The following is a 13,603-nucleotide window of genomic DNA, read 5'->3' on the forward strand; positions in this document are numbered from 1 at the left end:
AAGAAAAAATGGCTTTTGAAAGTTTGACAGAACGTCTGCAGAATGTTTTTAAGAATATTCGCGGAAAGAAAAAATTATCAGAAAAAGAAGTGCAGGAGGTTACCAAAGAAATCCGTCTGGCTCTGCTTGAAGCCGATGTTGCTCTTCCTGTAGTTAAAACATTTATTAAGCGTGTGCGCGAGCGGGCAGTAGGTCATGAAATCATTGACACACTTGATCCAACGCAACAGATTGTCAAAATTGTTAATGAAGAACTGACTGCAATTCTCGGTTCTGAAACATCAGCTATTCAAAAAGCTCCTAAGATTCCGACTGTTATCATGATGGCAGGACTTCAGGGTGCCGGTAAAACAACCTTTGCCGGAAAATTAGCCAACAAGCTCGTTAAAGAGGAAAATGCCCGCCCCTTATTGATTGCCGCTGATATTTACCGACCTGCAGCCATTGATCAGCTAAAAACGATTGGCGCTCAGATAGATGTTCCTGTTTTTGATATGGGGACCGAACATTCAGCGGTAGAGATTGTCAGCCAAGGTCTGGCTCAAGCTAGAGAAAATCACAATGATTATGTTTTAATTGATACAGCCGGCCGGCTTCAAATCGATGAAAAGCTGATGGAAGAACTCCGTGATGTCAAAGTATTAGCTCATCCTAATGAGATTTTGCTCGTCGTAGACAGCATGATCGGTCAGGAAGCAGCCAATGTTGCTGCTGAGTTCAATAAGCAGCTGGATATCACCGGTGTTATTCTGACTAAAATTGACGGAGATACCCGAGGGGGGGCTGCACTCTCTGTTCGTGAAATTACCGGCCAGCCGATTAAATTTACTGGTACCGGTGAAAAAATTACGGATATCGAAACCTTCCATCCCGACCGTATGGCCAGCAGAATTTTAGGGATGGGAGATCTCCTTACCCTCATTGAAAAAGCCAGTCAGGAGTACGATGAACAGAAGTCATTGGAACTGGCTGAAAAAATGCGCGAAAACACCTTTGATTTCAATGATTTCATCGATCAGCTGGACCAAGTTCAGAATATGGGACCCATGGAAGATCTGCTCAAAATGCTGCCAGGCGTATCCAGCAACCCAGCTTTAGCCAATGTCAAAGTCGATGAACAGCAAATTGCCAGAAAACGTGCGATTGTGTCATCGATGACCCCCCAAGAAAGAGAAAATCCGGAACTCTTAAATCCCAGCCGCCGCCGCCGGATTGCTGCCGGATCCGGCAATAGTTTTGTTGAGGTCAATAAATTTATCAAAGATTTTAATCAGGCTAAACAAATGATGCAGGGAGTTATGTCCGGTGATATGGATAAAATGATGAAAAATATGGGAATTAATCCTAATAATATGCCAAAGCAGGCCAATGGCATGGACATGTCTGCTCTCCAAGGAATGATGGGGCAGGGAAATTCCGCTAATATGCCTGACTTATCTGCTTTAGGCGGTAATATGGACCTCAGTCAAATGATGGGCGGAGGCCTCAAGGGGAAAGTCGGTTCTTTCGCCATGAAACAGGCCATGAAACGCCAAGCCAATAAAATTAAAAAAGCTAAGAAAAAACGCCGCAAGAAGTAATAGTTCTAAGTACTGTCCAACATAAATATACTCTTAAATAATAACTAGAAGTGAGCTGCACTGAAATGAACGCCTTTTCATCCCTTACCACCCTAAAGACGAATATACTGGCGGTTAAAAACTTTTGCCATATAGTCAAAAAACGTTTTATCGCTCTGCCTCATTATGCGCAAGTCATTATTGTTTCCCTTTTAGTAGCCTTTGTTTATTTATATCCGCTAATCCATGGAAGCGGCGGTGGACTGTACGGCGATGATCTGCATTTCCACATTGACAGAGTCCGCGGGCTTGCAACGATTTGGCAGAGCCCAGTCAGTTTTCAGTCTTTTTATAAGGTAGGTCTGGGGATCAATTTCTTTTACCCTTATCTGACTTATTATCCTTATTATCTGCTGTATGCTGTCTTTCATGATTTTTACACTGCTTGGATTATTTATTTTTATATTTTAACCAGTTTAACCTATCTTATTGCCTATTTTTCTTCCTTTAGGATTCTTGCCTCACGCCAGTCGTCTCACCTTTTTGCCCTATTCTACACCTTTGCTTCCTACCGTTTAGTTAACCTCCTCATACGGTTTGCAGTCGGAGAACTCATTGCTATTACATTTTTGCCTCTTGTTTTTTGCGGTCTTTACCTCATTCTTAAGGGGAATTATGAAAAATGGTATTATTTATCCTTTGGCATGGCTTTAATTATTTACAGCCATATTTTATCCTTCGTTATGACCTCGGTTCTAGTCGTCCTTATTTACATAACAGCCATCTGGTTTACGGATAAACCTATCATTCGGACCATCTATCTGGGAATAGCAGGGCTGGCTTCTTTAGCTTTAGGGAGTTTCCAATTTTTCTCGATGCTGGAACAGCTGAATTATCACTCTTTAAATGTACCGAGTCAGCTGGTAGAGCATTTTGATGTTAAAACATTAAAAGAAATCATATCTTTTGCTTTTTCTAACAATCTCTACCAGCATACCTTTGGTTTATCTGTTTTACTAGCTTTACTCCTGATTGGTGTTTTCATTAGAAAACTTCAAAGAGAAGATGCTTACCTGCTCGGTCTTACTGTCTCCTTAATCATTTTAGAAACACCTTTAGTGCACTTCCCAGCTCTGGGTGGGACAATCCAGTTTATGTGGCGTTTAAATGCTTACATCACACTGTTCGTATTATTTTTAGCTGCCAAACTGCTGGGAAAAAGCCATTTTAAAAACCATCGTGCTTACCTTATTTTACTGCTTGGGCTTATCTTGATTCATAACAGTGCCAGCCTCAAAGTTTTTGAAGGAGCCAACCGCTATCCTGCTAATCCGGTTGGAGAGCTTTCTAAGCGCAATAGTTTGAAAAAACTGACTAATTCGGTTATGATGATGGATTATGCTAATCATTCCGAAAATACCGAAAGAGAAATTTACGATATGGACAGCAAAGTTCATCATCGTATCTTTATCAGCAATTCGACAATTCAGCTGGAAAGCAGTTCTAAATTTACAAGCCGTTACTGCAGTTTCACAATAGACAATCCTACAGCAGAAGCACAGTTTATTGATTTACCGCTATATCATTACAAAGGACAGATAGCCAGACTTGATGGTGAAATCATTCCAACAACCTTAAATGAAATAAGCGGTTCAGCTATGGTTGCTATTCCGCCGGGAGAACACAGCATAACAGTGACCTATGCCTATACACCTTTGGCCAAAACCGCATTCCTTTCTTCTGTTTTATCTTTGATAGCCATTCTGATCTATGTTATTATCAATATCCAAGGCATTAATCTTAGATTGACTGGCTGGCAGAAGCAGCAGGCCTTCATTCGCGGGCTAAAAGAGAATGTTTTTTCAAAAATGTCTGTTTAAATGGACATTTTTATTTTTGTCTGTTATAATAGACAAAAGGAGCGAGTTATGATTTATACAGCAGTTATCGGTGATTTAATTGATTCCAAAAAACTGGAAAAGCGTGAAGAGGTTCAAGAACAGCTACTGAATCTTATGAAAAAAATTAACCAAAAATACCATTCTGTTATTGTCTCACCGTTTACAGTAACAACCGGCGATGAGTTTCAGGCTTTGCTGACGCCCTGCGACAATATTTTTCAGCTGATTGATGAAATTACGGCAGTATTAGATCCTGTTGAAGTCCGTTTCGGACTGGGAATCGGCAGAATGTCAACACCCATCAATAAAGAGCAAAGTATTGGCTCAGATGGTCCAGCTTTTTGGCTGGCCAGAGCAGCTATTGATAGTATTCACGATAAAAATGATTACGGAACCAGTCATATCGCGCTGCACTGTGACAGCCCGCTGGTCCAAAGCACCGTCAACAGCCTACTATCATCCGGAGATTTTATTAAATCCAAATGGACCGCCAATCAAGCCGCTATTTTGAGAGCCCTGCTGGCTAAGGGGATTTATCAGGAACAGTTTGAACATCAAAAACTAGCAGAAACATTAGGAATCAAACCCAGCGGTTTCACCAAACGGCTTAAAGCCAGCGGCTTAAAGCACTATCTGCGCAGCCGTAATGCAGCCGCAGCAATGATACTAAATACTGTTCAAAACAAGGAGGATGGCCATGCTTGAAAATATATCTTTTTCAGCTTATTTATACGATAACCCTCTCTTAACTTTGGTTTTAGTCGCACACTTTTTGGCCGATTTTCAATGGCAAAGTCAGGAGATGGCTGACAAAAAAGCAAGTGATAAAACATTTCTTATCCGCCATCTTCTCATTGTAGCTGCTCCTTTGCTCATAGTTTTTTGTCTGATTCCTTCAGCCTGGTTATTTTTATTTCTTGTTTTTATAAGCCACTGTATCATTGACAGCGGTAAATTTTACCTTAGCGCCAAAATCGCAGATAAAGATTGGGATAAGAGCGCCTTTGTCATTGACCAGCTGCTGCACTATTTTTTCATAGCTGCTGCCTACAGCTTAAGCCTTCCTTTGCAAACACCATCCTGGCTTTTTGATATCAATGGGGGGCTGCGCCTGTTTTTCTTTTTTGTTCTGATAACAAAACCAGTTAATATTGTCTTTAAGCTGTTTTTCAACAAATACCAGACGGGAGATCGTGATGAGCAGCAAACAGTGGCAGGAGCAGGAGCGCTTATAGGATTACTTGAAAGAATAACCATGGCCTTTTTCCTTATCAGCGGGCAGTACGCTTCAATCGGCCTAGTCTTTACTGCCAAGTCCATCGCACGCTATGATAAGATTTCGAAAAGTCAGGCATTTGCTGAATATTACTTAATAGGCTCTTTATTCAGCATCATCAGCGTTTTAATGTGTTACGCTTTGCTGTATTACCTGTAAAAACCGAAGACTCTGATATGATAAAACAGCATTTACATAACTTTAATTATGTAAATGCTGTTTTTAATAATAAGAACCCATTACTAAATTTAATTACTGTCAAAAGGCAAAAGCTAGATAATACAAGCAAACATTTAGATTTAACCTAGCAGTCGATAGTTTGTTGTTTTACATAATCAAAATTATGTATTTTTTACTTATGATACAAAAAAAGACTGGTAGGAAGGATTATAGGGGAAGATGAAGCTAAAAATTTTAGTTGGAGGTCGTATGCCTTGTCAATCGTAAATATATATTATTGACCATCAGGATTAGGATCTTGTCTTATAATATCTTTCCGAAAAACTGTAATTTTCTTGAAATACACCTTTACTTATGCTATACTCTTACTATAAATAAAAATTGAGGATGCTTGTATTATGAAACGTGAATTGCTTTTAGAAAAAATTGAAGAACTTAAGGCTGTGATGCCCTGGTATGTTTTAGATTATTACCAGTCAAAACTCTCTGTTCCGTACAGTTTTACAACTTTATATGAATACCTCAAAGAATATAAAAGATTTTTAGATTGGATTATTGAATCCGGCATTTCAGAGGCTGGTGAAATTACCAAGATTGATTTAGGGGTTTTAGAGCATTTATCAAAAAAAGATATGGAAGCCTTTGTTCTTTATTTACGCGAACGGCCGTCCTTAAACACTTATTCTACAAAGCAGGGGGTGTCACAAACAACAGTTAACCGTACTTTATCAGCTCTTTCCAGCCTTTTTAAATATTTAACGGAGGAAGTCGAGGACAAAAACGGTGAACCCTACTTCTACCGAAATGTTATGAAAAAAGTAGCTACTAAAAAGAAGAAAGAGACTTTAGCTGCCCGTGCAGAAAATATTAAGCAAAAGCTTTTTTTGGGAGATGAAACGGCAGCCTTCCTTGATCACATTGATCATGAATATGAAAGCAAACTGTCTAATCGTGCCAAATCGTCTTTCCGAAAAAATAAAGAACGTGATCTAGCCATCATAGCTCTGCTGCTTGCTTCCGGAGTCCGGCTGTCCGAGGCTGTTCAGCTCGACCTTAAAGATCTTAACACAAATATGATGATGATTGAAGTCACACGCAAAGGTGGGAAACGTGATTCTGTCAATGTCGCAGCTTTTGCTAAACCGTATATAGAACAGTACCTGGCAATCCGCCAGTCGCGTTATAAGGCCGAAAAGCAGGACACAGCCCTCTTTTTGACAGAATACCGCGGTGTTCCTAATCGAATAGATGCCTCCAGTATTGAAAAGATGGTTGCTAAATATTCAGAAGCTTTCAAAATTCGAGTGACCCCCCATAAGCTGCGCCACACGCTCGCTACTAGGTTATACGACGCAACTAAATCTCAAGTCTTAGTCAGCCATCAGCTGGGGCATGCCAGCACACAAGTAACGGACCTTTATACTCACATTGTCAACGATGAACAGAAAAACGCTCTGGATAAGTTATAATATAAGATTAAGATTCTCACGACCAAGGCCCTTAATTAGTTATGCATCTAACGGGGCTTTTAAAGATGATTTATAATCTTCTCTTACTGCTCTTCTTCAAGGCATATGGCTAAAATGTCCTGAAGTTTAACAGTATAATGGCGGTCTGCACTCTTGACAGTGATAAACTTGGAAGTTATTTCGGTAACATGACCGGCCAGCGTTTGACGTCCTTGGTTCTCCTTCACAATAAAAGTGCCCATCAGTTTGCTGATGTATAACTGTCCGATTAAGGTCAATTTTTCGGCACTGTCCAAAGAGCTTGAAAGAATTTCTCTGTTTGTGTCGTTTTTTAATGAGCTGCTGTGTTCTGATAAGAAAAAGCCCATCCATTTTTCCATACCGCGATCCTGGTGATCTCGAGCGGACTGAAAGGGCAGATAGCTACGGTCAATCATGTTAATCCATCCAATCCTCCAGCAGAATGTCCTCCGACTAAACGGCTGCGCTCCAAACTTCGTGAAGCTTCCAGCAAAACATTGGCTTTCTGAATCATTGTAAAGCCGAATTTAGCTCTGATGGTATCAATCGCTGACTGGAGCCTTTCTTCTTTTTCTATTGTTTCAAGGTCATCAAAAAGGGAAATCAAGCTGTAAGAATCATCAACTAAGCCTGCATAAGATACGCTGATGTGCCTGACGGCTCCCGCCTTGTATTTTTTTCGGACTAATGTTAAGACATGAGCGATTAGCTGCTCAGTATTGTTAGCCGGATCGATTTTCATCTGTGCTTGAATGTGTTTTCTATGCTCTGCTTTTGAAAAGCCGATAAAAATCGCTACCTTAGTCGCTTTTTTATGCGCCTTTCTCAGCCGAACAGCTACCTGTTCAGCCATTTCTCTAAAAACCAATTCGATATCGGCCTGTTTACAATAATCCCTAGGCAAAACCTGTGAATTGCCTAAACTTTTAGATTTCGCTTTATAGGGCTGATGGACATTGCTTTCATCAATACCATTGGCATGAAAGAAGAGATCCACACCTATAATGCCAAGTTCTTTTTTTAAAATATCAGGATTAAAATTAGCCAGTTCTCTGATCGAAAAAATCCCCAGCTTATTCAAACGCTTTTCCATACGGTTGCCGATTCCCCAGAAATCGCTCATCTTGGGAATAGCCCAGACCTTACTCTCAACATCGCTGTATGACCAATTTGCACGCATGGTTTTGGTTTTCTTAGCCTCATTATCAAGAGCCAGTTTAGCCAGCAAAGGGTTGGCATTCGACATGCCAACTGCGGAATAAATACCTGTCTTCCGCCAAATAGCCTTTTGAATATCAGCTGAAATCAGCTCTAGTTTTTCCTTTTTGCTGATAGCCTTATCAGGAACAAAATAATTCAAAGATGACGTTAAATCAATAAAACCTTCATCAATAGAATAAGGCAGAATATCCTCAGGGCTGGCATAATTTTGAAAAATATGCTGAATCTCAATATTTTTTTCGATATAGCTATCCATCCGCGGCGGAACAATGAAGGTTACTTTAGCCCAATCCTCTATGTATTTTATAAATTCGGGTGTTGTCGGCAGCCCCTGCCGCTTAGCATTATAATAAGAAAACTGACGTGTGCGGACATCAAAAGGCAGGTCATAAGCTCTGCTGACATTCGATCGGCCGAATACCTTTTTAAACATAGGCGAAGCAGATAAAATTAGGTCGCTGGCATTTTCAGCTCTGCTCATAACACATAGAGAGGCTTTCAAGGGGTGCAAATGCCGCGCCACACATTCCACGCTGGCATAGAAAGATTTCATATCGACAAAGGCAATGTCTGATTTTGGCTCTTGCGAGTAATCAAAATACCCCATGTAATCAATCCCCTTCCAAGTCGGCTTTATTTCACCGCCATTAAGCTTTATTTAGCTGACGGGTCCACAGCTGTCCGACTGTGGTTACTCCAAACTGCTATATTGACTATTGTTAGTTTATTAACTAACATTACTATACACTTTTTCCGCCCAAAAGTCCATTAATTGACAGCTATTTTTAAATTTATCTCTTGGATTAAAAAAAGAGCCTGAGATTTTTATCCTAGACTCTTACAATATATTTGTTTTCACAAGCTCCTGACTAGGCAGAGGATAGGCTTCCTTTCATAAAATAAGAAAGTTATGACTTATCATCATTGTCTTTAGTAGCTTTAGAGATAATGACATCTGTTCCCTTGTCAATTTGACTGGTAATTTCAATCGTCAAATTTAAATTTTCTAAGATTTGTTTAGTCATATAAAGCCCCAAGCCTGTTGCTTTTTGATGCTTATGGCCGTTATAGCCGGTAAAACCTTCTTCAAAAAGACGTGGCAGATCCTCATCTAATATACCGATGCCTTTGTCTGCTACTGTGACACTGTTATTTGTGATAAGAACATCAATACTGCTGCTATCTTTTGAATATTTTATCGCGTTGTCCAATACCTGCGAAAGCGCAAAACTCAGCCATTTTTTATCCGTTTTTAAAAGCCAGTCTCCTTGAATAGTGACAGATAAATTCTTAGCCAAAAATGTGATACGGTACTTTTTAATAATCTCTCTGATCAGAGACGATACTGAAACCTCTTCAAATCGAAAATCATCTTTGTTTTGACTGAATTTCATGTAGGTCAAGAAGCTGTCCAGATAATTTTGCAGTTTCATCAGCTGCTGCTGGACTTCATTGCTTTCGAGATGATCCGTTTGAGCCATAAGCGATAAAGCAGAAATGGGCACTTTCATCTGATGGGACCACATTTTGATGAGGCTCTGCCATTCTTCCATTTCTGCTTTAGCAGCAAATGATTCTTCGCTTTCTTTATCCTTAAGCTTAGTAATCAGAGCCTGATAGCTTCTTTCTGATGGGCTCCTCAATTCTTTTAATTCTTCTACATAAATAAAATGATGTAAAATATTGAGCTTCTGCTTAAATTTATTATACTGCCAAATCGTAACCAGAATCAGTAAAGTGAGATTTAAAACTAAACTGTTGACAAAATAAGATAAGGGAAGGCGGTACAAATAAAACATCAAAAAATAGAGAGCCGACATGATTGCATAAAGGCTGTACCAAAGACGGTATTCTTTAAAAAATTTCCATATCATTTAAGTAAATAGCCTACTCCTCTTACAGTATGAATATGATCAAAACCTAGGGGCTGCACCTTCTTTCGCAGCCGTGTTATATTGACACTTAAAGTATTTTGATCAATAAAATTTTCATTTTCCCAAAGTTTCTCAAGCAGTTCATCTTTAGAAACAACCTGCTGATGATGAGCAAAAAGGATGGTTAAGATTTTATTCTCAGTCGGAGACAAAGAAATCTGGTCTTTGCCATTTGACAAAATACCGTCGCGGCTTAGTGTGAAGTCACCCAGGGAATAGTTATCATTTCTTGCGAATTGCTGTGCACGGCGCAAAAAGGCAGCAATTTTAGCATCCAGAACAGTTAAAGAAAAAGGTTTTGAGATAAAATCGTCTCCTCCCATATCCAGAGCCATCACTGTGTCCATTTCATCATCACTTGATGAAATAAAAATAATGGGCATAGTCATATTTTTGCGGATTTCTGTGGTCCAGTAAAAACCGTTAAAATAAGGCAAAGTAATGTCCATCAGGATAAGGTCAGGTTTTATCTCCTCAGTTTCCTGTTTTATAGCCCGAAAGTTGGTAACGCTAAAAACACGGTAAGTTTTGGAAAGATGGGCTTTGAGCAGATGAACAATGGTTGGGTCGTCTTCGATAATATAGATTGTCTCTTGTGTATCCATAATTTTATTGTATCAAAAAAAGAAACAGGACAAAAGCCAAAGCTTGATGGCCATGTCCTATTTCATACTGTCTTATCTTTTCTTATGAAACAGTTATTAAAGGGTATCACCTCCTTCCAACATATGAGATATGTATATAACTTATCTTTCAATAATTCTGTAATAGGTTCGGCTGGTCAGTCTGTAAATAATAAAGTAAATAATAAAGATACCTAAGACTGTTAGAATGCCGACAGTGTACATAAACTGATCTCCCTGTACTCCAAAAAGCAAAAGCAGTTTTTTTAGAATCGGCAGTGCAAAGATGAAATGCACAACCGAGATAAACAAAGGCAGGAAGAAGACCAGAAGAATTTGCGAGTTAATTGTTTTCTTAACCTGTTTTAAACTCATACCGACTTCCTGTAAGATTTTATAAGCCTGTTTATCCTGTGTACCTTCAGAAAGCTGTTTATAATAGATAATCAAGGCAGCTCCAAGCAAGAAGGCGATACCGAGCAGAAAGCCTGTAAAAAGAAAACCGCCGGTCATTTTCATAGTTTCGTCTCGAAAATTTGAATCAGTTGAAAATAAGGCAACTCCTCCCTCTGCTGCTCCTTCTTCGTAAACCGTTAAAACACCGTTATTTTGCTGGGATTTTTTTTCTAAAATCTGCTGTTCTTCTTTATTGAGATCAGCTAAAGCTATATAGTCATAAGTTGAAGGATAATCGGTAAATTGATTGTAAGCTGATCGCATTTTTTCAAGCTGGTTATCATCAGCAACCACTAAGAGGCCTGTCGGAATAGCGCTGTTTATTTCCTGCATATTTTTAACACTTTTAATCTGATAGACGTTATCATAATTGGTTCCAAACCAGTCCAGATTTTTAAAATGGTAGGGGTTTAGTTGCTGCTGATTATAATCGTGAAAAGCAACCTGATTTTGTGATAAAACAGGCAGATCATTTCCTAAAGCCCTAAAATCATCCTGAGTTACAACAAGCAGATCGCCTACATTATTTAGTCTCATTGCAGTTATGGCTTGAGAAACAAATTCCTGATTCAGGGTGACTGTATCTTGGCTTTTATCATAAGGAATTGCAAAGCTTGTCATGAGGTACTGCTGAAACGGTTTGCTGAAAGTCCCCTGTTCTTCCTGCAAAGGTGCTATGACATCTTTTGCCAGAATAGTTTGGGCATCTTGGCGATCAATGACATCTCGAATTTCAACCAGAGAATTTTTAGGGTACCGCATCCTAACCAGGTTTTCATTATTGCCATAAAGAGCGACTGTTGAAAAAACGGTCACAAAGGCCATAATTGCTAAAAGTGTGATATTAGCGAGACCGACTGCATTCTGTTTCATACGGAAAATCATTTGGGAGGTGTTGACAAAATGTTCGGGTTTATAAAAATATTTTTTATTCTTACGCCGAAATTTGAGATACCAAGTGATAAAGCTGATATAAAAAAGATAGGTCCCGAAAATAACAGCTATGATGGCCTGGAAGAAACGTGTGATGCCGACCAAAGCACTTAAATCACCCGAAGTAACAGATAAATAATAGCCATAGCCGATTGCAGCAAGACTGGCTAGAGCAAGAATAATGTTGCCTCTTGGCTCACGCTCTCCCTGATTCTGGTTGCCAAATAGGTTGAGCCCTGAAGTCCTGCGAATCCTTACGATATTAACGAACTCTAAAAAGAGAAAAATAGCCGCAAATAAGAAAATAGTAACGATAAAAGCGACAGGATTGATAGAAAAGTTAAGTTTATCATATTGGACTAGTTTAGCAAATATCAAATAAGAAATGTTTGACAAAACAGCGCTGAACAGTGATCCCAATATAATTGTTACCAAATAAATGATAACCAGCTCCAGCGTAGACAGCCAAGTAATCTGCCTTTTGTTCATACCCAAAATATTATAAAGCCCGAATTCCTGATAGCGCTGCTTGAGCAAAAAATTATAGCTGTACAGGCATAAAACTGCAGAAAACAGCGCAAGGACAATATAAGCAAGTCCCAAGGCAATGGCACCTGTGCCCATCGATTCAGCTGTTGGGCTGGTCATAATTAAAAATGTGATATTGCTGAAAATAAAAGTTGTGACGCTGACTAAAAAGAAAGGAGCAAACTGTCTGAATGACTGTTTAAGGTTATTGAGAGCTAATTTGATATAAAACATCTCTATTCACCTCCCAAAAGCACACTCATTGCAAGCGAAATATCCTTATTAAATTCTTGGTTGCTTTTATTTCCGCGGTAGACTTGGTGGAAAATACGGCCATCTTTGATAAAAAGCACACGCTTGGCATGGCTGGCAGCATTTGCAGAGTGAGTAACCATAAGAATAGTCTGAGCATCTGCATTTATCACTTCAAAAAGATTGAGAAGATCTTCAGAGTTGCGATAGTCCAAGGCTGCTGTGGGTTCATCCGCTAATAGAATTTGGGGACTGGCAATTAAACTCCGGGCGATAGCTACTCTTTGCTTTTGCCCGCCCGAAAGTTCAAAAGGCCTTTTTTTAAGTAAATCTTGAATGTGTAGTTTAGGCGCAATCTGCGCTAAGCGTTCTTCCATTTCCTGATAATTTTTTCTGGCCAATACTAGGGGTAAGAAAATATTATCTTTTACCGATAAGGTATCTAAGAGATTAAACTCCTGAAAAACAAAACCCAGATTTTTCAGGCGAAAATCAGCCAGTCGATTTTCTTTGATTTTAGTAATATTCTCACCGTTTAAAATAACTGTCCCGTCTGTCGGTCTTTCAAGAGCAGCAAGAATATTGAGGAGAGTTGTTTTACCTGAACCGGACTCTCCCATGATAGCAATAAATTCACCACGATCAACTTTAAAATCGACATCTTGTAAGGCATGAGTCGCCTCTTTAGAAAAACGTGTTCGAAAAACTTTTTTTAAATGATTAATTTCTAGCAGCATACTTACTCTCCTTCTCACTTTATATTATAGCCTATTACCTTCCGGATTTATACCACAGGCTCAGAGCTATAACTAAAGCACTAGCGATAAGTACAATAGAAAATGCACTGTAAAAATCAACTGTTTGTTGTACTATTTCAGTTCCCATGATACTTCTCCTCGTAAAATAAGTTTATGGGGATTTTCAATCCCAAGTGTTAACAATTTTATAGCTTGACTATTGCAAGGTTTTCCAGAACAATAGAGTCATGGAATGGACTCATGGTTGTTTCTTTCTCTCCTTGTTGCTTAGACTTCATTTTAAAGTCTGTTACCCAAGCCTTGTCCCTACTTCCAACACACTAGCTGTTTCCACGACACTCACTTCTGTACCTAGTAGGGTACATGCGGCAGCTGAGCCAGTGACTAGAATTCTCTTATGCGAGGCTGTTGGTACAAGGTGTTTCTGGGGAACCTTACAGTAGTCAAGAAAACTTCCAAATCCAATTGAAAGGAGACCTTCCAAATGAAATG

The 13,603-nt window shown here is 39.2% G+C and carries 11 protein-coding genes; 5 read left to right on the forward strand and 6 right to left on the reverse strand.

The genetic code is table 11. The features are described 5' to 3' along the window. Positions 1–8: 8 nt before the first annotated feature. The 5 genes from ffh (at position 9) to xerS (ending at position 6,385) form a co-directional block, all read left to right on the forward strand. Positions 9–1,580, forward strand: a complete 1,572-nt coding sequence (ffh, locus tag AB3329_RS02635; RefSeq protein ID WP_368394185.1) for a signal recognition particle protein — start codon at positions 9–11, stop codon at positions 1,578–1,580. A 65-nt stretch (positions 1,581–1,645) separates the two neighbouring features. Next, on the forward strand, positions 1,646–3,439 hold the full coding sequence (locus tag AB3329_RS02640) for a putative glycosyltransferase family protein (protein WP_368394186.1): 1,794 nt from the start codon (positions 1,646–1,648) through the stop codon (positions 3,437–3,439). A gap of 48 nt (positions 3,440–3,487) precedes the next feature. Next, positions 3,488–4,165, forward strand: a complete 678-nt coding sequence (locus AB3329_RS02645) for a SatD family protein (protein ID WP_368394187.1) — start codon at positions 3,488–3,490, stop codon at positions 4,163–4,165. Further along, positions 4,158–4,895 carry a DUF3307 domain-containing protein gene (locus AB3329_RS02650; RefSeq protein ID WP_368394188.1) on the forward strand — a complete coding sequence of 246 codons (738 nt, stop codon included), beginning with the start codon at positions 4,158–4,160 and terminating at the stop codon, positions 4,893–4,895. Before AB3329_RS02645 ends, AB3329_RS02650 begins: the two co-directional genes overlap by 8 nt. Before the next feature lie 419 nt (positions 4,896–5,314). Further along, on the forward strand, positions 5,315–6,385 hold the full coding sequence (gene xerS, locus AB3329_RS02655; RefSeq protein ID WP_368394189.1) for a tyrosine recombinase XerS: 1,071 nt from the start codon (positions 5,315–5,317) through the stop codon (positions 6,383–6,385). 83 nt (positions 6,386–6,468) lie between these two features. On the opposite strand, the gene AB3329_RS02660 is transcribed toward xerS, so the two are convergent. The 6 genes from AB3329_RS02660 to AB3329_RS02685 all read right to left on the reverse strand — a co-directional run bounded on the left by AB3329_RS02660 (position 6,469) and on the right by AB3329_RS02685 (position 13,090). Next, a complete protein-coding gene (locus tag AB3329_RS02660) occupies positions 6,469–6,822 on the reverse strand; it encodes a hypothetical protein (protein WP_368394190.1) in 354 nt (117 codons plus the stop codon). Next, a complete protein-coding gene (locus AB3329_RS02665) occupies positions 6,819–8,234 on the reverse strand; it encodes a Y-family DNA polymerase (RefSeq protein ID WP_368394191.1) in 1,416 nt (471 codons plus the stop codon). The genes AB3329_RS02660 and AB3329_RS02665 overlap by 4 nt, the downstream gene beginning before the upstream one ends. A 301-nt stretch (positions 8,235–8,535) precedes the next feature. Continuing rightward, on the reverse strand, positions 8,536–9,501 hold the full coding sequence (locus AB3329_RS02670) for a sensor histidine kinase (protein WP_368394192.1): 966 nt from the start codon (positions 9,499–9,501) through the stop codon (positions 8,536–8,538). Continuing rightward, positions 9,498–10,166 (reverse strand): response regulator transcription factor, encoded by a 669-nt coding sequence (locus AB3329_RS02675; RefSeq protein ID WP_368394193.1) that lies wholly within the window; start codon positions 10,164–10,166, stop codon positions 9,498–9,500. The genes AB3329_RS02670 and AB3329_RS02675 overlap by 4 nt, the downstream gene beginning before the upstream one ends. 141 nt (positions 10,167–10,307) lie before the next feature. Continuing rightward, entirely contained in the window at positions 10,308–12,335 is a 2,028-nt protein-coding gene (locus AB3329_RS02680; RefSeq protein WP_368394194.1) for an ABC transporter permease, read from the reverse strand. Between the two features lie 2 nt (positions 12,336–12,337). Then, positions 12,338–13,090 carry an ABC transporter ATP-binding protein gene (locus AB3329_RS02685; protein WP_368394195.1) on the reverse strand — a complete coding sequence of 251 codons (753 nt, stop codon included), beginning with the start codon at positions 13,088–13,090 and terminating at the stop codon, positions 12,338–12,340. Positions 13,091–13,603 lie beyond the last annotated feature (513 nt).

The organism is Streptococcus huangxiaojuni (assembly GCF_040930515.1).
Taxonomy (GTDB): Bacteria; Bacillota; Bacilli; order Lactobacillales; family Streptococcaceae; genus Streptococcus; species Streptococcus huangxiaojuni.

Coding starts and splice junctions, on each gene's coding strand:
- ffh (WP_368394185.1), top strand. CDS start 9: ATGGCTTTTGAAAGTTTGACAGAACGTCTGCAGAATGTTTTTAAGAAT.
- AB3329_RS02640 (WP_368394186.1), top strand. CDS start 1,646: ATGAACGCCTTTTCATCCCTTACCACCCTAAAGACGAATATACTGGCG.
- AB3329_RS02645 (WP_368394187.1), top strand. CDS start 3,488: ATGATTTATACAGCAGTTATCGGTGATTTAATTGATTCCAAAAAACTG.
- AB3329_RS02650 (WP_368394188.1), top strand. CDS start 4,158: ATGCTTGAAAATATATCTTTTTCAGCTTATTTATACGATAACCCTCTC.
- xerS (WP_368394189.1), top strand. CDS start 5,315: ATGAAACGTGAATTGCTTTTAGAAAAAATTGAAGAACTTAAGGCTGTG.
- AB3329_RS02660 (WP_368394190.1), bottom strand. CDS start 6,822: ATGATTGACCGTAGCTATCTGCCCTTTCAGTCCGCTCGAGATCACCAG.
- AB3329_RS02665 (WP_368394191.1), bottom strand. CDS start 8,234: ATGGGGTATTTTGATTACTCGCAAGAGCCAAAATCAGACATTGCCTTT.
- AB3329_RS02670 (WP_368394192.1), bottom strand. CDS start 9,501: ATGATATGGAAATTTTTTAAAGAATACCGTCTTTGGTACAGCCTTTAT.
- AB3329_RS02675 (WP_368394193.1), bottom strand. CDS start 10,166: ATGGATACACAAGAGACAATCTATATTATCGAAGACGACCCAACCATT.
- AB3329_RS02680 (WP_368394194.1), bottom strand. CDS start 12,335: ATGTTTTATATCAAATTAGCTCTCAATAACCTTAAACAGTCATTCAGA.
- AB3329_RS02685 (WP_368394195.1), bottom strand. CDS start 13,090: ATGCTGCTAGAAATTAATCATTTAAAAAAAGTTTTTCGAACACGTTTT.